Origin of the sequence: Streptomyces sp. NPDC056373, from assembly GCF_042262425.1 — a bacterium.
Lineage (GTDB): Bacteria > Actinomycetota > Actinomycetes > Streptomycetales > Streptomycetaceae > Streptomyces.
This window is the reverse complement of sequence record NZ_JBHJPX010000003.1, coordinates 301126-324354: the sequence shown is the minus strand read 5'-3', so window position 1 is coordinate 324354 and position 23229 is coordinate 301126. Positions and strand designations below refer to the sequence as shown.

At 69.9% G+C, this 23229-nt stretch carries 17 protein-coding genes; 11 read left to right on the top strand and 6 right to left on the bottom strand.

Annotation, left to right across the window (positions count from 1 at the left end; genetic code table 11):
• Positions 1 to 24 precede the first annotated feature (24 nt).
• A complete protein-coding gene (locus ACFCXS_RS08265) occupies positions 25 to 1209 on the top strand; it encodes a hypothetical protein (protein ID WP_376642239.1) in 1185 nt (394 codons plus the stop codon).
• Positions 1210 to 1222: 13 nt separating this feature from the next.
• Here the strand turns inward: ACFCXS_RS08265 and ACFCXS_RS08260 are convergent, their stop codons facing one another.
• Both ACFCXS_RS08260 and ACFCXS_RS08255 read right to left on the bottom strand, forming a co-directional pair.
• The gene (locus ACFCXS_RS08260) at positions 1223 to 1423 is read right to left on the bottom strand and encodes an SCO3870 family protein (protein WP_376642238.1); all 201 of its coding nucleotides are present in this window, start codon (positions 1421 to 1423) and stop codon (positions 1223 to 1225) included.
• The gene (locus ACFCXS_RS08255; RefSeq protein ID WP_376642237.1) at positions 1420 to 2400 is read right to left on the bottom strand and encodes an EamA family transporter; all 981 of its coding nucleotides are present in this window, start codon (positions 2398 to 2400) and stop codon (positions 1420 to 1422) included. Before ACFCXS_RS08255 ends, ACFCXS_RS08260 begins: the two co-directional genes overlap by 4 nt.
• Before the next feature lie 135 nt (positions 2401 to 2535).
• On the opposite strand from ACFCXS_RS08255, the gene ACFCXS_RS08250 reads away from it, so the two are divergent.
• From ACFCXS_RS08250 to ACFCXS_RS08240, 3 genes are all read left to right on the top strand, one after another.
• Positions 2536 to 3453, top strand: coding sequence for a LysR family transcriptional regulator (locus ACFCXS_RS08250; RefSeq protein ID WP_376642236.1), 918 nt, complete (start codon positions 2536 to 2538; stop codon positions 3451 to 3453).
• Between the two features lie 332 nt (positions 3454 to 3785).
• Complete coding sequence (locus ACFCXS_RS08245) at positions 3786 to 5618, top strand: glycoside hydrolase family 3 protein (protein ID WP_376642235.1); 1833 nt, start codon at positions 3786 to 3788, stop codon at positions 5616 to 5618.
• 114 nt (positions 5619 to 5732) lie between these two features.
• A complete protein-coding gene (locus ACFCXS_RS08240) occupies positions 5733 to 6416 on the top strand; it encodes a hypothetical protein (RefSeq protein ID WP_376642234.1) in 684 nt (227 codons plus the stop codon).
• 222 nt (positions 6417 to 6638) lie between these two features.
• Here the strand turns inward: ACFCXS_RS08240 and ACFCXS_RS08235 are convergent, their stop codons facing one another.
• From ACFCXS_RS08235 to ACFCXS_RS08220, 4 genes are all read right to left on the bottom strand, one after another.
• Positions 6639 to 8780, bottom strand: a complete 2142-nt coding sequence (locus ACFCXS_RS08235; protein WP_376642418.1) for a DEAD/DEAH box helicase — start codon at positions 8778 to 8780, stop codon at positions 6639 to 6641.
• Between the two features lie 98 nt (positions 8781 to 8878).
• A complete protein-coding gene (brxD, locus tag ACFCXS_RS08230) occupies positions 8879 to 10216 on the bottom strand; it encodes a BREX system ATP-binding protein BrxD (RefSeq protein WP_376642233.1) in 1338 nt (445 codons plus the stop codon).
• Positions 10213 to 13044 carry a BREX-2 system phosphatase PglZ gene (pglZ, locus tag ACFCXS_RS08225; RefSeq protein ID WP_376642232.1) on the bottom strand — a complete coding sequence of 944 codons (2832 nt, stop codon included), beginning with the start codon at positions 13042 to 13044 and terminating at the stop codon, positions 10213 to 10215. Before pglZ ends, brxD begins: the two co-directional genes overlap by 4 nt.
• Positions 13044 to 17018: a hypothetical protein gene (locus ACFCXS_RS08220; RefSeq protein ID WP_376642231.1), complete on the bottom strand. Its 3975-nt coding sequence runs from the start codon at positions 17016 to 17018 to the stop codon at positions 13044 to 13046. Before ACFCXS_RS08220 ends, pglZ begins: the two co-directional genes overlap by 1 nt.
• Positions 17019 to 17657: 639 nt before the next feature.
• Between ACFCXS_RS08220 and ACFCXS_RS08215 the strand changes: the two genes are divergently transcribed.
• The 7 genes from ACFCXS_RS08215 (at position 17658) to ACFCXS_RS08185 (ending at position 22863) form a co-directional block, all read left to right on the top strand.
• The gene (locus tag ACFCXS_RS08215; protein WP_376642230.1) at positions 17658 to 18320 is read left to right on the top strand and encodes a hypothetical protein; all 663 of its coding nucleotides are present in this window, start codon (positions 17658 to 17660) and stop codon (positions 18318 to 18320) included.
• A 125-nt stretch (positions 18321 to 18445) separates the two neighbouring features.
• On the top strand, positions 18446 to 19351 hold the full coding sequence (locus ACFCXS_RS08210; protein WP_376642417.1) for a hypothetical protein: 906 nt from the start codon (positions 18446 to 18448) through the stop codon (positions 19349 to 19351).
• A gap of 22 nt (positions 19352 to 19373) precedes the next feature.
• Positions 19374 to 19673, top strand: a complete 300-nt coding sequence (locus ACFCXS_RS08205; protein ID WP_376642229.1) for a hypothetical protein — start codon at positions 19374 to 19376, stop codon at positions 19671 to 19673.
• Positions 19674 to 19729: 56 nt separating this feature from the next.
• Positions 19730 to 21010: a putative T7SS-secreted protein gene (locus ACFCXS_RS08200; protein ID WP_376642228.1), complete on the top strand. Its 1281-nt coding sequence runs from the start codon at positions 19730 to 19732 to the stop codon at positions 21008 to 21010.
• A gap of 11 nt (positions 21011 to 21021) precedes the next feature.
• Positions 21022 to 21576 carry a hypothetical protein gene (locus ACFCXS_RS08195; protein ID WP_376642227.1) on the top strand — a complete coding sequence of 185 codons (555 nt, stop codon included), beginning with the start codon at positions 21022 to 21024 and terminating at the stop codon, positions 21574 to 21576.
• Positions 21569 to 22225 (top strand): hypothetical protein, encoded by a 657-nt coding sequence (locus ACFCXS_RS08190; RefSeq protein WP_376642226.1) that lies wholly within the window; start codon positions 21569 to 21571, stop codon positions 22223 to 22225. The genes ACFCXS_RS08195 and ACFCXS_RS08190 overlap by 8 nt, the downstream gene beginning before the upstream one ends.
• A complete protein-coding gene (locus ACFCXS_RS08185) occupies positions 22222 to 22863 on the top strand; it encodes a hypothetical protein (protein ID WP_376642225.1) in 642 nt (213 codons plus the stop codon). The genes ACFCXS_RS08190 and ACFCXS_RS08185 overlap by 4 nt, the downstream gene beginning before the upstream one ends.
• The last annotated feature ends 366 nt before the right edge of the window (positions 22864 to 23229 follow it).

The following is a 23229-nucleotide window of genomic DNA, read 5'->3' as shown; positions in this document are numbered from 1 at the left end:
TCCCCTCGCCCCGATCGGACGGCCATGGCTGACTTCCTCGTCAACACCACCAAGTCCGGCGACCAGCTGCAGCCCGCCGTCGACGCCCTGTTCGGCACGCAGTTCCTGGAGCTGTGGTCGGACGAGAGCGACTTCGTCATCAAGGGCCAGTTCCTGGGCGACGACGGCGACAAGCTGGGGGACGAGTTCGCGGTCAGCGCGCAGCCGGCGGACGGGCCGGGGGTGCGGCCGCTGTGGCCGTCCGTGCTGTCCGCCGGGATCAGCGGCCAGTTCGCCGTGTGGCTGGAGACGCCGTTCGGCACACCGGGCCCCAGCCCTCGCGTGAAGCTCCAGCGGTTCACCGAGGGCCGGAAGTCCGGTCCGGAGATGCTGGTCACGGAGGACGCGGACCCTCAGGTCAGGCCGTGCCTCGCGTTCATGATCGACGGTGGCGTGCTGGTCACCTGGGCGAGCCGGCGCCCCGACCGGCGCATCCGCGCGCGGCGCTTCCACGCGGACGGCGGCCCCGCGACACCGGAGTTCACGGTCAGCACCACCGAGGGCTTCCACGAGAAGCCCGCCGCCTCCATCCTCACCAACGGCAACGTGGTCGTCGCGTGGTCGACGGACCCCTCGTCGATCGGCGGCGGCCGGCTCGCCCTGCGGTTCTTCGACTTCGAGGGCAACCCGCTGGGCGGGGAGATCCAGCCGGACGTAGGCGGCTTCACCGGGGTCAACGCGATCACCCTGCTCGACAGCGGGCGCTTCGTCGTCGCGCACATCGAGGGCATCCACCCCAGCGACCTGGGCAAACCGCAGACGACGGTGGCCGCGAGCATCTTCCAGCCGGACGGCACCGAGACCTTCGACATCACGGCCGGGAACCCCAGGGGCGTCACCCGGAGCTCCCCGGCCCTGTCCCGGCTGCCGAACGGACGCTTCCTGATGGCGTGGGTCGAGGAGAGCGCGGACACGCACGACACCGTGCCGACGGTGATGGCCAAGGTCTGCTCGGAGAGCCAGGGTTCACTCGGCGACCCGGTGCGGGTCAGTACGGCGGACCCCGGGCACCGGTCCCACACCTGCGCCGCGACGGCCTTCGGCAACGGCCCGGAGAGCGTACTGATCACCTGGGACGACGACAGCCACCTGGACGGCGACACGGGCTTCGGCGTACGGGCCCGCACCTTCCACGTCAGCCCGCCGGGGATGCTGGTCGCGGCGTCCTAGAGCACCGCGGAGCTCAGTTCGAGCGCGGTCGGCCGTCCCGGACCCAGGTCACCACCACCAGCGCCGCGGTGACGTACATCAGGACGCTGAAGGTGGCCACGGATTCGACGTACTGCTCGTATCCGTTTGCGCGCAACTGGAGCGCAAGCGCGCCCAGGGCGGTGCCCAGCACCGCGGTGACCGCGGACATGGCGACGAACGGGGCCTTCGTCATGGGTACTTCCTCCAAGACACGAGACGACTGGTCGATGCCGAGACTACCTCGGCCGCGCAACCGTCGCCGTGTGCTGGAGCAACGAAAGAACGTGTGGCGGGGGGCAGTTGGCCGGCCGGGCGACGGTGCGGGGCCAGGGACGCCAGCCCCACCCCGCCCACCAGGAGCGCCGCCGCGCACCACCGCAGCGGGCCGACCGGCTCGCCCAGGAACAGGAACGCCGACGACATGCCGAACACCGGGACCAGGAGGGAGAACGGGGCCACCGTGGAGGCGGGGTGGTGGCGCAGGAGGAATCCCCACGCGCCGAAACCGAAGACGGTGGTGATCCAGGCGACGTAGAGGACCGTGCCTGCGCCCTGCCAGTCCAGGGCGCGCAGGGCGGCCAGGTCGCGGGAGGGGCCCTCCGTGAGGAGGGAGAGGGCCAGCAGGGGCAGGACCGGGACCGTGCTGACCCAGACCATGAAGTTCAGGGCGTCGGGCGGGGCCGCCCTGCGGGTGAGGACGTTCGACACGCCCCAGCACGCCGCCGCCCCGACGACCAGGGCGAAGGCGCCGAGCGGGCCGGAGGTGCCCTCGTCCACGGCTGCCACGGCGATGCCGGCCAGGGCGGTCAGCATGCCCAGCAGGCGGACGCGCGAGGGCCGTTCACCCAGGGTCAGGGCCGCGACCGCCGCGGTGAACACCGCCTGGACCTGCAGCACCAGGGAGGACAGGCCGGCCGGCATGCCCGCGTCCATGCCGACGAAGAGCAGGCCGAACTTCGCCACCCCGAGGACCAGACCGACCGCCACGATCCACTTCCACGCCACCTTCGGGCGGCCCACGAGGAACACCGCCGGGAGTGCCGCCGCCAGGAATCGCAGGGCGGAGAAGAGCAGGGGCGGGAAGTGGTCCAGGCCGATCTCGATGACCGTGAAGTTGACGCCCCAGACGGCGGCGACCAGGACGGCGAGGGCGAGGTGTGACGGGCGCATGCCGTGAGCATCGCCCTGGACGACCGTGAAGCACCAGCGACGATTACTGCATGGTTGGATGAAGCATCGCTGAGCGAACCTTGAGCGGTCCACCCCGCAGATTCGAGCGGCCCGCTCGGCAGAAAGGGGCACTTCGTGCTCGACCTCCAGCGCCTGCGCGCCCTGCACGCCGTCTCCGTGCACGGCACCGTCGGCGCCGCCGCGCTCGCGCTCGGATACACGCCCTCCGCGGTGTCGCAGCAGATCGCCAAGCTGGAGCGGGAGACCCGGACCGTCCTGCTGGAGCGGGAGGGCCGGGGCGTCCGGCTCACCGACGAGGCCCGCCAGCTGGTGTCGGCCGCACGGGAGTTGCTGGCCATCGTGGAGCGCGCCGAGACCGAGCTGGAGGAGCGGCGGGGCCTGCCGTCGGGGCGGTTGACCGTCGCGGCGTTCGCGTCGGCGGCCCGGGGGCTGATGCCGGGGGTGCTCGCCGAGCTGAGCCGTCGGCATCCCGCCCTGGACGCCCGGCTGTCGGAGGTCGACCCGCATCTGTCCGTCGACCTGGTGGCGAAGGGGGCCGTCGACCTCGCCGTCGCGCACGACTGGGACATCGCGCCGCTGCCCGCCCCGCCGGGTCTGGAGCAGGCGGTCATCGGCGACGACCTGTGCGACCTGCTCGTCCCCGAGGGGCACCCCTTCGCCGGGCGGACCGCCGTACGGCGGGAGGAGCTGGGCGGGGAGCGGTGGATCTGCCAGCCGCCGGGGCGGGTCTGCCACGACTGGCTGCTGCGGACGCTGCGCACGGCCGGGCACGAGCCGGACATCGTCCACCAGGCCGACGAGAATCCCACCCTCGTGGCCCTGGTCGCGGCCGGGCTGGGTGTCGCGCTCATCCCGCGCCTGGGACGCGGGCCGCTGCCCGCCGGGGTGGTGGAGGTGCCGCTCGACCCGATGCCGGTACGGCGGTTGTACGCGCTGTGGCGGACGGGGGCGGCCCGGCGGCCGGCCATCGTGGAAACCGTACGGGTGCTCGGTGAGCAGTGGCCGGAAGTGACGGCTCATCCGCCCCGTTGACCTCCTGGTTCCCCCTGCGTACCGACTTGCGGAAATCCGGGCCGGGTCGGGAACCCGGAGCGGACCGGCCCCGTCCAATCGCCGGCCACCGGAGAGTCACCACGGTGCGGTGTCGGCCCTCGCCACTGGCTGCGATCGCTGACCACCCTCTCCGCCGTACCGCGGCCGGCGGCACCCGCCGCCATCGGCGCGCCCCCCTCCAACCGCGCCGGTGGCGGCCCCTTCGCGGTTGCTGCGCGTTCCCTTGACTGGCAGAAACTTCCCGGATATTCGTGACGTCTTGGAAGTTTCCTTCAGTGGATCCGAGCGGATCACCTCCGGAAGGAGCGCACGTGCAGGACACCGGCACGGGAAGCACGGGAAGCACCGCACAGCCCTCCAGACGCACCGTCCTCGCCGCCACGGCCGGCGTCACCGCCGCCCTCGCGGCCGCCGGGCCCGCGCACGCCGCCGCCCCGGACGACAGCCGGCTGCGCGCCCTGATCTCCCGCATGACGCTCGAGGAGAAGGTCGGCCAGCTCTTCGTGATGCGGGTCTACGGCCACTCCGCCACCGCCCCCGACCAGGCCGACATCGACGCCAACCTCAAGGAGATCGGGGTCCGTACGGCCGCCGAGCTGGTGGCGAAGTACCGGGTCGGCGGCATCATCTACTTCACCTGGGCGCACAACACCCGCGACCCGCACCAGATCGCGGAGCTGTCCAACGGCATCCAGAGGGCCTCCCTCGAACTGCCGCGCGGGCTGCCGGTGCTCATCTCCACCGACCAGGAGCACGGGATCGTCGCCCGGGTGGGCGAGCCCGCGACGCTGTTCCCGGGCGCCATGGCCGTCGGCGCGGGCGGGTCCCGGTCCGACGCGCGGACGCTGGGGCGCATCTCGGGCGCCGAGCTGCGGGCGATGGGCATCCGGCAGGACTACTCCCCCGTGGCCGACGTGAACGTCAACCCGGCCAACCCCGTCATCGGCGTACGCTCCTTCGGCGCCGATCCGCGGGCGGTGGCCGCGCTGGTGGCCGCCGAGGTCGCCGGGTACCAGGGATCCGGGGTCGCCGCGACCGCCAAGCACTTTCCCGGGCACGGGGACACCAACGTGGACAGCCACACCGGCTTCCCCACCATCACGCACAGCCGGGAGCTGTGGGAGAAGCTGGACGCTCCCCCGTTCCGGGCGGCCATCGCCGCGGGCATCGACTCGATCATGACCGCCCATCTGATGGTCCCGGCCCTCGACGACTCCGGCGACCCGGCCACCCTCTCCCGCCCGATCCTCACCGGCATCCTGCGCGAACGCCTCGGCTACGACGGGGTCGTGGTCACCGACTCCCTCGGTATGGAGGGCGTACGGACCAAGTACGGCGACGCCCGGGTGCCGGTGCTCGCGCTGAAGGCGGGCGTGGACCAGCTCCTCAACCCGCCCGACCTGGACCTCGCGTGGAACGCCGTCCTGACGGCCGTGCGCGGGGGCGAGCTCACCGAGGCCCGGCTCGACGAATCGATCCTGCGGGTGCTGCGGCTGAAGTCCCGCCTGGGGCTGTTCCGTTCGCCGTATGTCAGTCACGGCGGTGTGGACCGGACCGTCGGGACCCGGGCCCACCGGGCGGCGGCCGGCCGGATCGCCGAGCGGACCACCACACTGCTCGTCAACGAGGGGCGGCTGCTGCCCCTGTCGCGACGCCGGTACCCCAAGGTGCTGGTGGTCGGCGCCGATCCGGCCTCGCCGTCGGGCACGACCGGCCCGCCCACGGGCGTGCTCGCCGGCGCGCTGGGCGAACTGGGGTTCACCACCACCGCCCTGCCGACCGGCACGGCCCCGTCCGCCGCGACCGTCGCCAAGGCCGTCGCGGCGGCGCGAGAGGCGGACGCGGTGGTGGCCGCCACGTACAACGTCACGGCGGGCAGCGCCCAGAAGACGCTGGTGGAGCAGCTCGTGGCGACCGGGCGGCCGGTCGTGGCGGTGGCGATCCGCAATCCGTACGACGTGGCCCGGCTGCCCTCCGTGCGGGCCTGTCTGGCCGCCTACTCCTGGACCGACGTCGAACTGCGGGCCGCCGCACGGGTGATCGCCGGGCGGGTGAGGCCGCGCGGGAAGCTGCCTGTGCCGGTGCAACGGGCGGATGATCCGGAACAGGTGCTGTACCCCGTCGGCTACGGGCTGTCGTACTAGGCGTACGCCAAAGACCGTGCGCACCACCCCCAACGTGCGCAAACCGCCCTGTGTGCCTGGCGTGCGCCGCTACGGCGGGTCACGCTGGGCGAGCACACTCGGGGGGTTTCGGCGATGCGTGAGCAAAGTGGTGTGGGGGTGGTCTGCGGGCTCCTGGTCCTGATCGGCGCGCTGCTGACCGGCTGCCAGAGTCCGTCGGAAGGCATGGCGGAGGCGGGAGGCGTGGCGGAGGACGCCCGGCCGGGCGAGCCGGCGACCGGCAGGACCGGGACGACCACCACGGTGTCACCGGTGCCGGCCCGGCCTTCCGGGTACGGGACGGTGTTCCTCGCGGTCGGCGAGTGCTCCTCGTTCGGGACGACGAGCTTCACCGAGGCGTCCTGCACCGGTGAGCGGGCGGCGGCCCGGGTCGTGGCGCGGCACGACGGCACGGTGCGGGACGGGCCGCGCTGCCCCCCGGCCACCGACTTCGTGCTGCACATCAGCGAGCAGCGGCCCGCGTTCGACGAGGACGGCGACGGGACGGTCCCGCAGGGCTACGCCTGCATGCGCAACCTCCAGCCGCCGCATCCCGGCGACCCGGGCGGCGGGGGCGGGCCCCGCACGATCGTCGGCGACTGCGTCTACGGCTCCGGCGACGGGAAGGTCCGCGAAACGGCCTGCGACGGCACGGGCGAGCGGCAGCCGCAGTACAAGGTGGTCCGGGCGGTCGCCGAGCGGGCCGACTGCCCCGGCCCGACCGCCCTGTACGTGCGGCTGGGCGGGAAGCGGCCCGTGGGGTGCGCCCGGCCGTTGTGAGCGCTGGCCATACGGACGGCGGTCGGCATCGACCCGCTGGCGGCAGGCGGCCGAGCCCCAAGGGCAGCAGCACCCAGCTGGGGGCGCTCTTGGACCATTCCTACAGCTAACCGGCTGCCCGCCCCTCGGAGAAGGCAGCTCCTTCGTCTGCTGGACGAAATCTGCTTCCTGACAACCACGCAGCCCCAGCGCCGCCACACCGCAGGAACTCAGCGCCTGGCGCTATTGGCGACTTAGCGTGGTAAGTCGCACCGCTTCGGTGAGGACCGCACGAGCTCCGTCCTCGTCAGCGGTGCGCGCGGCAAGCGTCGCCTCGGCCAGTCGGGCGGGAAGTGCCTCCGAGAACTTGAGGCCGCGTACGGCCCGCCCATCGACTTCGGGCAAGCACAGCCCCGACGTGGCCTCCGTGATGGCAGCCTTCCAGCGAGCCGGTGTCAGATCGTCGCGCAGGCGGAGCCAGTGGTCCTCAAAGCGGCGGTGCGTAGCCGCGACGGATGGCAGCGAGGCCGCCAGCATGGCGTTCGCCCGATGCCCGGCCCATGTCCACCAGCGAATGTCGCCGTCCGCGAGCCGGGTGATCACTGTCCCACCCGGGTGCACGGTGTGGAGGTGTCCGTCGCGTGCCTCGGTGAGCCTGACGGTGGCTCGCCTGGTCAGGCGTACGGGAGGATCCTGACCCAGCAGGATGTCACGGGCCGCGCGGGTCAGCGCGAACGAGCGGATGCGTTCGCTGCCGAAGCCGTTCCAGCGGGCACGTCCCCCCTCCTCGGCCGGTTCCACGTAGCAGCGTCTGCGACGCCAGTCGATGTATGTCACCAGCCAGCTGCGCCCGGCCAGCAGCAGCTTGCGCGGGCCGGTGACCTCCTCCGTGAGCAGGTCCGGGTCGGTGCGGCCGATCTCGGTGCGGCCGGTGCAGACGGTGAACTCGGGCGGGGCGGTGAACACCGCGGTGAGATTCATGAAGTGGCGGTGCCCGTAACGGCGTTCGGCCTCGGGCCCGATGAACAGCAGATCCCCGTCCTGTTCCAGGAATCCCTGTTCCACCAAGTGGCGCGCAACGGGTTCGGCGCCCGGCCCGAACGGGCCAATACCTCTCCACCACTCCTGCCAGAGGTTCCTGCCGACCCGGCGTTCCTGCAGGCACAGGGCCAACAGCTGCTGGGCCACCAGGTGGCGGGGCTCGGGCGGGGCCACGACTGGTTCCACCCAGCCACGGGACCACTGCAGGAGGAGGGCGGCTGCGGAGAGCAGCCCGGCGTCGCCGAGGGTGAGGAAGAGGCAGTTGCGGGCGCTTCCCGGACGCCGTCCGGTGCGGCCGAGGCGCTGGAGAAAGGAGGCCACGGTGGGCGGTGCGTCGATCTGGATGACACGGTCCAGGTCGCCCACGTCGATGCCGAGTTCCAGGGTGCTGGTGGAGACGATCACGCAGTCGCGTGCCTCGGCGAAGGCATCCTCGGCACGCCGGCGTTCGTCCACGGACAGGGAGGCATGGGACAGGAAGGTCGTCACGCCCTTGAGGCGCAGCTGTTCTCCCAGTTCTTCGACTGTGCGGCGGCTCTCGCAGAAGACCAGGCGCTTCTCGCCCCGGTGCAGGCCGGCGATGACGGTCGCCGCGTTGGCGACGGAGCCGACGTAGTCGAGTTCGATGTCTCCGGGTGGTGGCAGTGATGATGCCCCGGATGCCGCCTTGGGGGCGGCTGCTCCTTGCGGAGCGGATTCGGTCGGGTGGGGAGCGACGACCCGGGCGGGGCGTCGCCCACGCCCCGAGCCCTGGAGCCAGGCGAGCAGCTCGCCTGGGTTGCCGACGGTTGCCGACAGGCCGACGCGTTGCAGCGGGCGCCCGGCGACACGGCTCAGGCGCTCCAGGACGGCGAGCAGATGCCAGCCCCGGTCGTCGCCCGCGAAGGCGTGCACCTCGTCGACCACGACCGCGTGCAGCCCGGAGAGGAAGGCCCGGTGGTCGACGTGGGTGCTCACCAGCATGGATTCCAGGGACTCCGGCGTGGTGAGGAGGATGTCGGGACGGTCGGCGAGGAGACGGCGCCGCCGGGGCGTGGTGACGTCACCGTGCCACAGCTCGGTGGTGCGGCCGAGCCATTCCGTGTAGGTCCGCAGCCTGGGCCACAGATTGTTGAGTAGGGCTTTGAGGGGGCACACGTACAGCACGCTGGTGCCCTTCCAGCCGTGCCGGTTCATGCGCGTCAGCAGGGGAAAGACGGCCGCCTCGGTCTTGCCCCCGGCCGTGGGGGCGAGCAGTAGGGCATCCTCGCCGCCGAGGAGCGGTTCGACGGCCGCTTCCTGGAGCGGGCGAAGAGTGCGCCAGCCCAGAGAGTTGACGATGTGGTGGCCGAGAACCGGGTCCAGGAGGTCGAGGACGTCGACGTGCTCTCCCTCGCCGACGGGCCCGTTCTCCTCTGCCGGTTCGTCCCCGTCGGCCGGCTCCCTCAGGCTCTCCGGCGCCGTCACTGCACGTCCAGGTCCAGCTCGATCTCGTCGGCGCTGACTGCGGCGCTTCGCTCGGTCTCGGTGAGTTCGGCACGGTTCAGGGTGAGGGCGTAGTGCTCCCGGGGATCGAATTCCGGGAACTCCTCGACCCGGTCGAGGACGTCGGCGACCAGCTTGCGCAAATACAGCCTGGGGGCGACACCGACCTTCCCGCCGAGTGACCCGGCGACCGCGTGGGCCAGCTCGTCGAGGTAGGCGTCGGAGACCCGCGCGGTGATGCGGTCGGGGTTGCGGGCGACCCCGGTGTACAGATCGCGCGTCCTGCGGCCCAGTTCGGCGAGCGCCGGCAGGTCGAAGCCGGGCAGGCGCAGCTGGACGGCGCGCGACGAGTCGAAGCGGGGGTCGGTGGTGAAGTCGGTGACCAGGCGCTGGGCGAGGGGTGCGAGACGCTGGACGCCCTGCTGCCCGTCGTAGAAGGCGGGGGTGCCGGTGATGACGAGGAAGAGACCGGGGAAGCGACCCGCGTCGATTTCGTCCAGGAGCTGGCGCAGCGCATTGAGGGATTTCTCCCGCACGTCGGAGCGCACCCGCTGGAGTGTCTCCACCTCGTCCAGGACGAGCAGCAGTCCGGGGTGCCCGCAGTCGCGCAGGACGGTGAGCAGGCCCTGGAGGAAACCGAGGGCGGCGAAGTGATCGAGATCCCCCCGTACGCCCGCGGTGCGTTTCGCCGAGGCGGCCACGGAGCGCTGTCCGCCGAGCCAGGCGATCAGTGCCTCGGCGTGTGCGCTGTCACCGCGGGCCACGGCCTGTCGGTAGCCGCGCAGTGCTGCGGAGAAGGCCGGCGTGGTCCGGGCGACGGCGGTGAGCCGCTGCTCCAGCAGCTCGTCTACGGCCTGAGTGAGCGCAGTCTCGTCGTCGTCGGCGATGTCACCGCCCGCGAGGACTTCCTCCTCCAGGGCGTAGAACCAGGAGTCGACGACCGCGCGGAGGGCGGAGGGCTGGTGTGTGGCCGTGGCAAGCCGTTCCACCAGTCGGCGGTAGACGGTCTCCAGGCGGTGCAGGGGCGTCTCGGTTTCGGAGATCTGCACCTCGCTGACGGCGAGGCCGCGCCGTTTGGCGCGCTCGGCGAGCCAGCGGGCGAAGAAGGTCTTGCCGGAGCCGTACTCGCCGCGCAGCGCGTGAAAGGCGGAACCGCCTCGCGTGACAGTGGCGAGATCATCGTCGAGGGCGGTCTCGAAGCGTTCGAGGCCGACGGCGAGCAGGCCGAGGCCCGACTGCGGGACCGTGCCACGACGCAACGCGTCGATGACGTCCCGCCGCCGCGCTGAACTCACGGCGGCTCCGGGTGTGTTCATGCGCCGTCCCCCAGGAATTGCTCTTCGAGGAGCGCTTTGTTGAGCTGCACCGTACGACCGGACGCCACGAGCTGGATCACGGGATAACCGTCGATGTTGAGCAGGCGTTCCATCACAGTGACGAAGCGTTCCGGATTGCGCTGGGACCGTCCGGTGGCCGCCTGCGCGGCAGCTACCACCGCGCCCGGGGACAGCTTCCCGCCCGCCGACATCAGCGCGTCGATCGCGGCGGCGACCGCTCGGTCGCCCTTGGCGTCCTGGACGCCTCGGACGAACTCGCGCTGGGCCCTGTACGGCTCGGAGCGGACGATCCGATCGCCGAGGCCTCCCGGAGCGTACGCCCCGGGCGAGGCCGGAGCCTCCGGCTCCTGCCGCACCGCACGGTCCGCTGTCCTGTCGGTCTCGGTCGCCGGGGCACTCCCCTCGGGGGCGCCGGCTCCGGGCACCTCCGCTGCACGGGCTTCTCCGACCGGAGCTGCAGCGGGCTGCTCCGCGGCAGCGGGCGTAGCCTCCTGCCTGCCGTGCCACCAGGCGGGTGCAACGCGTTCGGACGGCAGCAAGGTCCACCCTTCTGGGACCAGCTCGGCAGAGGGCACGAGGGTGATCACCGGGACGGTGACCTCGGCAAGAGAGGCACCGCCGTGGTACCCGGCCTGCCGGGTCGTATAGCGCAGGTCCTCCCGCCAGGGCAGGACGACCTTGCGGCCGCGCACCCCCACCCGAGGGCCGAAGAAGGCGATCTCGCCGTCCCCGGCGGTGCCGGTGCGCCACCGCGCACCCTCCACCCCGTCGGCGGCCATCGCCTGGTGCCCGCGTGGGGTGCGGTCGAGGACATGGCCGTGGTCGGAGACGAGGACGACGGGCCTGCCGTAGTCGCGGGCCGCGTTCAGCAGGTACGGCAGTTTCGCGATGTCACCGAGCCGCCAGCGGCCGCGGGCGATGCCCTCGCGGCCGTCGGCCAGGGCGTCGTCGATGGTGTTGACGACGACGGCGACGATGTCGTCGGACGCCAGGGCCTGCAGCAGCTCGGGTGCCAGCCGGTGACCAGGGGGGCCTTCGTAGCCGCCCTTGTGGAAGAGCTGGGCGCCCCGGTCGCGGTGCCTCTTCTTCCAGAACGAGGTGAATCCGGCGCGTTCCTTGTCCTGACCGCCTTCCTCAGGCCGGCCGCACAGCAGCGAGGCACGGCTGGTCCTCGTCACCGACGGCAGCATCGACACGGCGGCCAGCCGCGTGGCCTGCTCGTTCGGCCGGGGCCGGGGCACCACCTCGGTCCACACGCGCACATCCAGTTCCCCGGCGAGCTGCACCGCCACGTCCGCACTCATACCGTCCAGGACGATCAGCAGGGGCCTGCCACCACCTCGGGCGAACGGCGCGACCACCTCCGCCAGGACGTTCTCGATGAGCAGGGCACCGCCCGGCGCCTGCTGCGAAGCGCCCTCGGTCCAGATGGCCAGCCGCTGGGCGAAGGCTTCGTCCAGCCCGGCCCGGCGTGCCCGTACGGCTCCTATGAGCCGCTCATAGGAGCCCGCGACCACCGGGTCCCGGGTGTCGTCTCCCTCAGCCAGGATACTCACGGCCAGGTCCGCCCACCCCGAGGAGGCCATGTGAGCCCGAACCGTGCGGCCCACCGAATCCGTGGCGGGCAGTGGCGTGTGCAGCCAACGCACCAGACGCACCGCGGTGCGGGCTGTCTCGGTCGAGTCGCCGTAGACGGTACTGAGCTGATGCTCCGTCAGTTCCCGGAGGGCGTTCTCCGCAGGACCCGCCGGTCCGTCGAGGAGACCGGCGAGGGTACGCAGCCGGGCCCGGTAGCCGGACGGGAGCAGCCGGTCGGCGCCGAGCAGAGGGCTGAGCCGGGCTTGTGTCGCGAGCCGGTCGGCATGTTCGAGGACGGTGAGGACACGTCCGCGTGCCTCGTCGCGCTGGGAGCCGCTGGCCTCGGCCTGCGCGATCCAGCGGCTGAGCACACCGGTCGCGGCGTCGGCGAAGGGGCGCAGCGCCTCGAAAGACGGCAGAGCCGAGCCGAAGAGGGTGCCCAGCGCGAATCCCGCGGCCTCGGGGGCGGTAGCGGACAGCGCCGCTGACGCGAGGGCCCCGAGCGGCAGGGCGTCCTGCCCCCGGCCGTCGGAGGCCAGGGCCATCAGCGTGGCGGCGGCGGGTCCCACGGCCTGCGTGAGCCACTCGGCGATCCCGTCCCGCTCCGCGGTGGGCAGCGCGGCGTAGGAGGCGGGGCCGTACGGGGTGCGGGACCAGGCGAACAGTGTGTCGGCATCCAGGTCGAGCGTGTCGGAGGCCGTGTCGCCGAGGCGGAGCCGCTGGGCGAGCAGCGCCCGTACCGCGCGGTCGCGGGTCAGGACGGCACCTGCCCGCGGCCAGCCGCCGTCCACCGGTTCGGCCTCCAGCAGCGCGTCGAGCAGCCAGCGTTCGCCGGACATGCGGCTGTCCAGGTCGGTCGCGCCGAACAGTTGCTTGACGATGTCCGCGCGGTCGACGGACAGCGGACGGTGGTGCACGGCGTGGGCGCGCAGGTCCCAGCCGACCTGGTCGACGGGCACCTGCCCGGTGACGACGAGCACGTCGGCACCGGCTGGGTCCGCCTCGGTGCGATGGCGCTGCCAGGCGTCCGCGACGCCCAGCAGAGAGTCCTGGTCGGTGATCCGGACCCGGTGGTCACGGCCCTCGGCGCGGACGGTGAACTCGGCCTCCCGGCCCCGGTCCTCGTAGACGGCGTCGACCAGGACCAGCCGCCTGCCCTCGGCCTTGGGCAGTTCGGCCTGGAGCAGCACCTCGATCGCGCGGCGGCCGACGACGGGACGTGCGGCCATCAGCGGCCACCTCCGGTCCCGTGTTCTCCGCCCTCCGTGCCGTCGACGGCACGCCAGAGGATCTCCACGGCCGTGTCCGGGTGTTCCGCGCGGAACACCTCGATCTCTCGCCGTATGGCTGTCAGTTCGGTGCTGAGCAGGGCTTCCAGCCCTGCCGCGCCGACACTGATGACCCTGCGGGCGGCGCGTGCCGGTGAACCGGGTGCTGCCGCCGTACCGGACGGCTCCCCGGCCGGTGTCTGCCCGGCTCCCGTCCCGTCGGCGGGGTCGGTGTGCCGCGAGGACACGGGCGGGTTCCCGTGCTCCGAGAGCGGGATTTGCTCCGGGCCGGAGGCGGGAGGCTGCGGCGGGAGGGGGGCCGTCCGCTCCGTGCGGAGCGCCGCGTCGAGGATGGCCATGGCGGTCTCCGGCACCGTGCGGAGCACCGGCACCAGGGGCCGCTCGAACTCGGACGAGCGGGCCGCCTCGGCGATCTGGTTCAGGAGTCGCCCGGCGCGGTCACCCACGCTGTCGTCACGGTCACGGAGCCCGTGGACGCTCTTCAGCAGCCGCCAGTCGACGGCGTCCAGAGCCTCGAGGACGGTCTCGGCGCTGTCCATGGCGTGCGCCAGCTCCCGGGCGGGTGTCTCGTGGGAGACCTTCGCCAGCTCCTCGATCAGCGCGGTCGCGTCGTTGCCGTGTCGGCTGAGCCGGGCCAGCAGCGCCGCGGCCTCGCGCAGGATCGCCGTGCGCGGTGCGGGGGCATCACCGTCCAGGCCGAGCAGGCCGGAGTGCCGCTCCAGGGTGGTCCGCAGATCCGAGACGTTCCTCTCCAGCTTCTCGACCCGGTCGCGCACACCGGCGGCCAGGCTGTTCACGTTCCGCGCGTACGGGTGCGGCTTGGCAGCTACGCCGAAGAGGTGGCCGGCGTGTTCGCGGGCGGTTTCGTACACGTCCTTGTCGGGCAGCGGCTGGGCGCGCAGGGCCCAGCCGGGGCCGATCGACGACAGCTCGGGCGCTGCGGCCTCACGTCCCGAGACGTCGACCCAGGCCCGGTCGTCGAGAAGGGCGTAGGCGGCGATGAGGAGGTTGACGATCTGCGGGTCGAGGCCGGCGTAGCCGAGAGGTTCCTCGGTGATCCAGCGGCGGATGTTCTCGACGCGCAGCAGTTCCCGCTCGCCGTTCTGGGCGGCGGCCTGGTTGATGCGGGTGCGCCAGTCGGCGCGCAGTACGAGCGGGCCGTCGTGGACGGTGCCGAGCTCCAGCGGTTCCACGAGCCGCTTCACGGTGAACAGGTGACCGTTGTCGACCTCGATGCGGCCGTCCTCGTCCATCGCGCGGGTGATCCACTCCAGGGTGGTCCGCAGCTCGCGCGGGGTGACCGCCTCCCGCCGGCCCGAGCGGTCGGGGCCGAAGTCGGGATGCTTGTCGTAGAGCGCCGCGAACATGCCGCCGGCCAGGTGCAGGACGTTGTCGGAGAACGTCTTGCCGCCTTCGGGTTCCGGCCGGGGGAACTCCGGCTGGAGCGACAGCACGTGGCGGCCCTCGACCACCTCGGCGGACTTGGTGCCCTCCGTCGGCGCCGAGATCCCGTACACCTCACCGAGCGCGTCGACGAGCGTGCCGGTCAGGGTGTCGCGGCCCACCTCCAGCGCACGCCGGATCTTGACGCGGTCGTCGGGCCCGTAGTTGCCGGTGAACTCGTCCAGCCGGTTCCGCTCCAGCAGGAAGTTGATCTTCACGAGCTGCCCGAGCTGGGCCTTGCGCTGTTCGGAGAGGAAGTCGGGCAGCCACACCAGGGTGGGGGCGGTGACCGTTTCATTCAGCTTCTGGAACCGCTGGTAGTCCCAGGTGGGAAAGCGGTTGTGGTTCTCGTCGAAGGGATAGTCGACGACGAAGCGGATGTTGCCCGTCATGCTGGGGACGAACTGCTCGTCGGAGAGCCTGCCGGCGTCGGCCACGTTGCCGAAGACGAACTCCACGGTCCGCTTCGTGCCCCGCCAGACGATCTCCCGTTTGTCGACGAATTCTCCCTCCGTCACGTCGAGGAGTTTCCACAGCTGCTCGCGCACCCACATCCGCCGCGGGCCGTCCTTGTCCTCCCCTTCCACCCGCTTGAGCAGCGGCTCGATGTCCAGGTCGGACAGGTGCAGGGAGAAGACCGGGTCGGTGTCGCCCTCGCTGCGCAGCTCGGTGGGGAACTCGCCCTGCAGGGCCTTCATGCGCTCGACGACCTTTTCGCCAACGGGCACGGTCCGTGAGTGCACGGAGCCGTGGTTGAGGGCGGCGAGCCGCGCGCCGGTGAGCCGGCGCAGGGCCGGCACGTCGGGGGCGAGCGCGGCGAGCAGCAGCGTCTTCACGAAGCGGTCGTCGGCGAGGAAGTCGTCGTTGGTCTGGTCCCTGCCGTACTTCTTTAGCAGGATCTCGCGCGCTTTGGTGTAGAACTTCTCGGCCGCCTCCGACTCGTGCGCGAGCTGGTCGGTGAAGGCCGCGCCGGTGCCGTCGACGAGGACGTCCCACAGGTCACCGAGCGGGATCAGTTTGCCGAGCGGGGCGTCGGCGTTCTTCTCCAGCAGCTGCTGCACCAGCTTCAGGCCACTGCGCTCCCGTTGAAGCGCGCCGGACAGCGCCACGAGCACGTTGAGCAGGGCGGGCGAGAGCGGGTAGACGGCGCGGAAGTCCTCCCAGCCGGCGCGGGTGGCCCCGCTGTCGTCCAGGAGGACGTCCTTGACCTGCTGGTTGGAGTTGTCGATACCCCTGAATGCGGACCGAAGGACCTCCTCCTGGCCGTCCCGGGGCTTGAGCACCCGCTCCCTGATGATCTCCGGGAGGTTGCGGTCCTCCAGGTTGATGACGGTGAAGCGCTCCTGCAGATACTGCAGCGCCTGCTCCATGTTCTGCACGTCGGAGCCGAGGATGTCCTTGCCGATGAGCTGGGACAGGTCGCGCTGGCGGGAGATGAAGGAGACGATCGGCACGGGCCGGTCGGCGTTGCCGGACTCGATCAGCTTGACGAGCTGCTGGATCTGCTCGTTGACCCAGGTGCGCTCCCGCATCCGGGCCTGGAGCCACAGGATCAGCTCGTCGAGGAACAGCACCACGCCGTCATAGCCCAGGCCGCGGGCGTGCTTGCTGATCTCGCTGAGTCCGTCATCCAGTGACACGTACGCGTCCGCGCTGCCGGCCGCGCTGGCCGCGTAGGACTTCATGGGTCCGCTGATCAGCGCGGTCACCAGGCGTTCGCGCGCCGGATCACCCGCGGGCGCGGAGAACGCCCGGTTGAGTTCCTCACCGGTCCAGGGGCCGGTGGCGGCGGCACCGATCGGCGTGAGCCCGTCGCCACCGGCGGCCGGTGCAGGGGCGGCGGTGATGGGCGCGAGGCCGTCACTCGCAGGCTGTGCGGTGGTGGCGGCGGGCAGCAGCCGTACGAAGGCCTCGTCCCCCAGGGACTGCCGCAGTGCGCGGGCGTCGGCGATCAACGAGTCCGACTTGAACACCGAGGGGGTGGAGGCGTCCTCGTGCTCCTCACGCACGGTCTTCACATAGCCGCCGAGCAGTGCGGACTCCAGGTTGGCGGCGCCCACCAGGTGGTACGGCACCATGAGGAACTTCCTGCCGGGCAGCCAGTCGTCGTGGTCCGCGATCACCTCGCGCAGCCGGCGCTTGCCACGCACCGCCGTGTCGCCGTTGAGGACGGCGTGGAGCACGGTCAGGAAGTGGCTCTTACCGGAGCCGAACGAGCCGTGCAGATAGGCGGCGTAGGAGGTGTTCTTCCGTACGGCGGCGCGGACCAGCCGCAGTGCCTTGTCGAACTCCTTCGCGAGCTGCTCGGTGACGACGTAGTCCGCCACCGAACCGGCCGACTCCGAGCCGAAGCCCTGGGACAGCGCGATCTTGAAATCGCCGGCGTGGGCGTCCTCCCTGATGTCGAGAACGTCCCTCAGTACGACCTTGCCGCCACCCCTGGCCATCCGCCGCTCCAGCTCCCCGCTCATGTCCCTTCCGGCCTGCGGCCGGCTACCCGGCGGAGCCGACCGGTCACCGGGGCCCCGCACGCCACACTCAATCCTGCCAGCTTGGGCGGGGCGGGAGTGATGGTGTGCGGAGATGGGGCCATTATGGCCGCTATGGGAGGGATTTGAGGTCATCGACGGGCTTGACTTCCGTCATCCCCAGAAGAGTTCCTGCACGATGATCTGCGGATCCTCGACGCGCCGGATGAAGGTGTAGATCAGTCAACCGCTTCCGTGATCGAAGAGGAGGATGCGGGCGCCTTCGGCCTGCCCGACTCCGCCACGTGGCGGTTGGCGGCAACGACATCACGAATCAGAGACTGGTCCGCCTGGGCGCACTGCGCAGCCGAACCTCGATGTCGGTGTCGCGATGCAGCAGCCCGTTACGGGATGTCTCCCATCCGGGGCTCCTGGGGTTCGCGTTCGACCGGTGCGGCCGCGTTTCACAGACTTCGTTGCGTGACGAAACGGTGACCATGCGACCCTTTCGCCCGCGGTAGCTTCTGTGGCGATTTGCCCGGTTGGATGGCCGGGCTTGACGTAAACCAAACTGGTGCCACCCAAGTCACCTGGATACCGTTGGCAGGCTCATGAGAACCCTCGCCCCACCGGGAGTCATCCGTGAACGGCCGCCCCACCTTGCTCGCAGCCGCTGCGCTGACCGCTGTAGCGGCCCTGTCGCTGTCCGCCTGCGGGGGCGATGACGGCAACTCCAAGGGCAATGACAAAATTGCGGGAGCGGATGCGGGGGACGAATCGGCGTCCTCGACTTCGCCGAGCCCCAGCGCCCCGGACACCGCCAACCGGCTGGACATTGCGGTGCCTGAAGACATGAAGAGCATCTTCGAGGACTGGAAGACCGGGGATACCGCGAAGGACGCCGCGCTGGCCGACGCCGAGCGGGCACTCAACTCGGTTGACGACGCGATCGCCCGAGGCGACACAAAGTCGAAGGCGCTCGCTTTCTACTACCAGGACGATGCACTTATCAGTGAAGTCAAGTGGGTCCAGGCATGGATTGACGCAAACATCTCCTGGAAAGGGACCATCCGCTATTTCGACCCACAGGTGACGCTTCGCAACAAGAACACAGCCGTCGTCATCTATTGTGCGGACGACAGTAAGGCATACAACAAGGACCGAAAAACCGGCAAGGTGGACAAAACCCCAGCCAGCGACAGCCCCTACGTTCTTTACAACACTCGCTTGGAGAAGAACAACGAGGGCGTGTGGGTGACCACAGGCCTGAACACCAAGAGGGGGCACGAGCGTTGCGGAGGCTGATGACACCAACCCGGATCGGAACCACTGGCCTTCTGGCTCTGATTCTGGGAGGACTCCCGAATGCCGCATGGGCAACACCGGGACCCGCTCCTTCCGTAACCGAAGTCGACTCCGACACATCGGGCATGGTCGACGGCGCCGCCCTCTCGGCGTCCGCTGGAGGCGTGATTGTCTTCGACCGCTCGAAGAACGGCAGTGGCGAATCGGCCGGGGCCGTCACATCGACCACCTCGTGGAATCCGCCCGCCTGCTACTACGCTCCGAAGTACACACCCGAGGAGATCGAGTCGCAGATGCGGCAGGTGTGGGAGAGTAGCGCGCCCAGTCCCGAGTGGTCCCTGAAGACCCAGAACTACTTCGTCAAGGGCAAGCCCTACAAGGACTTCAACAAGGACAAGGAGGGCGAGGGCTACTGGTGGGACGCGTACACCACCGAAGGGCACGAGGCGGACCCCGCGGCCCAGGACTGCGACGAGATGCCTTTCTGGGTCGACAAGGGCGACGCGCCGCCGGCTGAGATTCCGCAGGCCATTACGTCCGAGATGCTGGCCCAGCTCGCTTACGCCGAGATCCGCGTCCCGTCGACGAAGGTCGAGCTGGCTCCTGAGGGCACCACGAAGGTGAACCTGCCGACGTGGGCGTGGCTGGACACGGCGAAGTTCAAGCCGGTCTCCGTCACCGCGCGCGTGCCCCTCCTCGGCATTGAGGCGACGACCGCCGCTGAGCCGGTCTCGCTGAAGATCACCCCGGGTACGGACGACGCAGTCACGTACCCCGTCTCCGGCGCATGCCAGAACGCGGACGACTCCATCGGTGAGCCCTACGTCAGGGGCAAGGCCGGTCAGACCCCGCCTTGCGGCGTGAAGTATCTCCGGTCGTCCGGCGACGGCTCGTACAAGCTGCAGGCCACCGTCACGTGGAAGATCCACTGGACCGGCACCGGCGTGAACGGTGAACAGACTCTGCCGGACGGCACGTTCGGCGCCGAACAAGACGTCGTGGTTCAAGAGATCCAGGCCGTCAACCGCTGACGGTCGTACACGGGGAGTGAGCATGTCCAAGGGGTCGGATCTCCAGGTCGACTTCCACCTGCTGTCCACGAGCGCGAAGCAACTCCGCGACATTCGCCACGAGTTCAACGGCCTGGGCGAATGGAAGAAGGACGTCAGGGCCGTCGTCGGTGACGCCCGCGTCCAGGAGGCCATGGGCGATTTCGTGGACAACTGGGACAAGAACCGCAAGCGCCTGATCAAGGAGATCGAAGAGGTCGGAGAGATGGTCGAGGCGACGCGCGACGCCTTCAAGGGTCTCGACGACGATCTGGCCAACGCCACCAAGGGGAAGAAAAAGTAGCGACTTGAGCCCCGACCAACCGACGGCGCTCGTTACTGCGCACGGGGGAATCTTGCATGGCACGGCCGACTGACTGGTCTCCGCTCGCCAAAGCGGATCCTGTTCCTGGTGAGCCGGACGGGATCCGCGACGAGGTCACGCACATGAAGAAGATCGCCAAGAAGCTCCGTGATCAAGCGGCAGCCATGCAGGCGATCGCCGACAGCGATGGCCTGAAGGGGAAGTACGCGGACAAGATCGGCGAGAAGGCGCGCGGACTGTCCAAGCGGCTCGATCTCGCCGAGGACCGTTACCGGGAAGTCAAGGGGCACCTCGACGACTGGGCGGACGACATGGAGACCGCCCAGAAGAAGGCCGACCGGGCTCTGCAGGACGCCAAGGACGCCCAGCGAACCCTGGACGCCCATAAGACGGATGACACGAAGGGCGGCACGAAGAAGGACTCCGACAAGGGCGGAGCGTCCGAGGATCCTGCCGTCAAACGAGCCGAGGAAGACTTGGAGGAGGCACGCCGGAAGCTGAACTCGGCGGTGTCCTTCTATGACGAGCGCGCGGACCACTACGCGAGCAAGATCCGGTCGTCGATCGATGATGACATGGAAGACAGCTGGTGGAATGACTTCAAAGCGTGGGTCGGCGACGCTGACTGGCTTGACGGGCTGGCCGAGGCGTTGAGCTGGATCGCGACGGGCCTCTCCGTTCTGGCGATTTTCTTCCCGGCTTTCGGTGTCGTGGCCCTGGCGCTGACTGGGGCGGTCGCCTTGATCCATTTGACCCAGGCCTTAACCGGAAATGGGTCGTGGTTCGACGTTCTCATGGACATCGGCGCACTGAAAATGGCGAGAAATGGCATCAAAGCCGCCAAGGCGATCAAGGGGCTGCAGAAGGGCGCTCGCGAAGTCGCGGAGGGCCTTGCCAAGAAGCAGGCCAGGCAGGAAGCACAGCGCGCGAGTTCTGCCGCGCGACGCGCAGGAGGCAAGGCCGGCCGCCTCCACAGGACCGCCGACTTCCAGAAGGCCAAGAGTGCTGCCCGCCAGGTGAAGCAGGCTGAGCTGCCCCAGCCCACCTTGCGGGAGTCGGCCAGCGCGTTCGGCGACAAGGCAATCATCAAGCAGGTGAAGGACATCAGGCTCTGGCGCGATCAGTTCCCCACCAGCGTGACGCTGAACGAAGGCGCGGCTTCAGCCGGCAAGCACCTCAGCGCCTACCAGGGATCGTGGATCGTGGGCACTGGCCTCGATGCCGGCGACAAGCTGGCGGGCGAGCTGCCATGGACGTCCGACGAATACGATCGCACGAAGGCGCGGATCTCCGCTCCTGTCGGTTCCCAATGGTGAGGGACAAGCTGGTGACGGACGAATCAAACGCGGCACCGCAACGCCGACCGCGCAAGGTGCGCCAAGGACGCGTGCGGAACCCAGGTCAGCGCTCCCCGCGCATTTCTTCCAAGGCGATCCGCTCGGCGCGGGCGGCCCAGGACGCGGCTCATGGCACCTCACAGGTCGGCTCCTCCCAAGCTGAATCTCGCGAGGAGCTGCGCGGCGACCGATACCGATACACGCTACTGGCAATCTGCATGCTGGCGTTCGTGCGGGTTGCCCTTTCGATGGCCACGAGGAGGATCCAGGGCGAAGCGCTTCTGCCGCTTCCGACCTGGGAGTGGAGCGCGGCTGCTCTCACCCCTCTGCTGGTGTTGCTCCGATTCCGGGATCCGGCTCTGCGAGGGAGGGTGTTTCAGCTGGAGTCGCACCTGCGGTTCTTCAGCGGCTTCTATCTCGTTTACGCCCTTCCCTTTGCCCTGCTCGACGGCCGCTGGCAGCTCTGGCCTGCGGCCGTCTTCAGCGTTTCGGTGTTCGTCGGCATCTGGTACACGAACAAGCAGCAAAGCGCCGAACATGGCTGAGGCCACCTCCCCACCCACCGGTTACCGTCTGCTTCTCCCTTCGGGCTGGGTGCAGATTCCACTGCGCCAAAGCAAAACAGAAGAAATCGTGCACAGGATTGTCACCGATGCATTCCGGCGCGCACCCGGTGACATACCGCGCGACAAGCTGACACCGCTCCGACTTGAGATGGAACGCAGACTCCGTGCAGCCATCGCGGACGCCCGGAAGGCCAAGGCGCTGGAGATCTACCTGCCGATGCGGCTGTCGGGCGAGATGAACCTCGGCGCATCGATCGTCGTCTCCGAGGCTCGGCTGCCCTCACACTCCGCTCCCGATGCCTCCGACGTAGCGGTTTCCCATCCGACCGAGGTCGCCGCACGTTTGATCTCCCGGAGCCATGGCACGGAGTTGGATCTGAGCAGTGGAGAGATCGACGGTGCCCTCGCGGTGCGGCAGGAACGCGTCATGCCCGCCGATCCCGGCCACGGAGCTGAAATGGCCAGTCGCAGAGTGGATTACCTGGTGTCCGTGCCCGGCGATCCCAGCAGGTGGTTCGTGGCCGCTTTCTCCACCATCGGAGCCGGCAACCCGCAGGACGACCTGGCCGACGCGCTCGTCGAATGGTTCGACGCGCTGATGGCGACCTTCCGATGGAGCTGGGCATGACGGAGAACTGGGTCGATCTGGAGCACGAGTTCGATCTCGTCATCGACTACGACGCGAGCCTGTGGCTCGAAATTCCACCCCGTTGGGATGCGGAGTCATGGAGTGATATCGACTCCTGGGCAAGCGAGTGCGCCGAGTTGTTCTGGCGGTCACACGCCCAGGACCCGGGCGAGTCCGGGATCGCGTTTCTCGCGGGTACGCTGCGTCGCTGCGCGGACGCCTTCGCGCCGGAACGGTTCGACACCCGGGCTCTGCTGCATATCGCCTCGCCGACGAGTATGCCCCTGCCTGTCTTCGCCGCAGTGCGGCCTGCAGAGGAGGAAGGCGAACGCGAGGCGGCACTGCGTGCCCTGGTGCAGGCAGGAGATCCGGACGCAGTAGAGCCTCCGGTCGTCGAGATGTTCCACACGGAGAATCTCGGGGAGGGTGTGCGCGCACTGCGGTACGTGCGCCAGGACGACGCCCCGGAGGTGCTGGCGGGGCTGAGGTACGCCTGGCACGACGATGAGATCGCTACGGATACGGTCCTGTGGACCGCCACAGACGACGTCGGTCAGGTCATCCGGGCTGCGAAGGACATCGAGAAGCTGGCGCACAAGATCCAGATCCGTATCTGGGACGTGCACCCGGAGGACTGAAGCGCGGCCAAGTTGCCGCGGCCCGGCGCGTATACGGTCAGTTCAGGCAGACCAGGCAAGAGCGGACTACAAGGGGCTTCCCTTGAGGCAGCACTTGCGTGATGGGCGGGGGCGGCGCGTCGTACATGGGGGTGGCGGGGCGGCCCTGGTCAACGTGCCATCGGAGATCGCCACCTCCTATCTCGTCCGTACGAAGGGGCTGCTCGGTGAGATCGCGCCGACGAGTCAGGGGTTCGTTCGGGACGCGGGATCAGCTCACGCCCGTGGTCAGGTCGTGTCGTCACGGGGATCGGCTCCTTGGACGGTGGTGTCTCGACGACCATAGCCGTCGTGTGTCACTGGCCGGGCTCCAGCTGCCGCCCCGGC

What these genes read in the sequence shown, in the direction of transcription:
- ACFCXS_RS08265 (WP_376642239.1), top strand. Translation starts at nt 25, where the DNA reads ATGGCTGACTTCCTCGTCAACACCACCAAGTCCGGCGACCAGCTGCAG.
- ACFCXS_RS08260 (WP_376642238.1), bottom strand. Translation starts at nt 1,423, where the DNA reads ATGACGAAGGCCCCGTTCGTCGCCATGTCCGCGGTCACCGCGGTGCTG.
- ACFCXS_RS08255 (WP_376642237.1), bottom strand. Translation starts at nt 2,400, where the DNA reads ATGCGCCCGTCACACCTCGCCCTCGCCGTCCTGGTCGCCGCCGTCTGG.
- ACFCXS_RS08240 (WP_376642234.1), top strand. Translation starts at nt 5,733, where the DNA reads ATGCGTGAGCAAAGTGGTGTGGGGGTGGTCTGCGGGCTCCTGGTCCTG.
- brxD (WP_376642233.1), bottom strand. Translation starts at nt 10,216, where the DNA reads ATGAACACACCCGGAGCCGCCGTGAGTTCAGCGCGGCGGCGGGACGTC.
- pglZ (WP_376642232.1), bottom strand. Translation starts at nt 13,044, where the DNA reads ATGGCCGCACGTCCCGTCGTCGGCCGCCGCGCGATCGAGGTGCTGCTC.
- ACFCXS_RS08220 (WP_376642231.1), bottom strand. Translation starts at nt 17,018, where the DNA reads ATGAGCGGGGAGCTGGAGCGGCGGATGGCCAGGGGTGGCGGCAAGGTC.
- ACFCXS_RS08210 (WP_376642417.1), top strand. Translation starts at nt 18,446, where the DNA reads ATGGTCGACGGCGCCGCCCTCTCGGCGTCCGCTGGAGGCGTGATTGTC.
- ACFCXS_RS08205 (WP_376642229.1), top strand. Translation starts at nt 19,374, where the DNA reads ATGTCCAAGGGGTCGGATCTCCAGGTCGACTTCCACCTGCTGTCCACG.
- ACFCXS_RS08200 (WP_376642228.1), top strand. Translation starts at nt 19,730, where the DNA reads ATGGCACGGCCGACTGACTGGTCTCCGCTCGCCAAAGCGGATCCTGTT.
- ACFCXS_RS08190 (WP_376642226.1), top strand. Translation starts at nt 21,569, where the DNA reads ATGGCTGAGGCCACCTCCCCACCCACCGGTTACCGTCTGCTTCTCCCT.
- ACFCXS_RS08185 (WP_376642225.1), top strand. Translation starts at nt 22,222, where the DNA reads ATGACGGAGAACTGGGTCGATCTGGAGCACGAGTTCGATCTCGTCATC.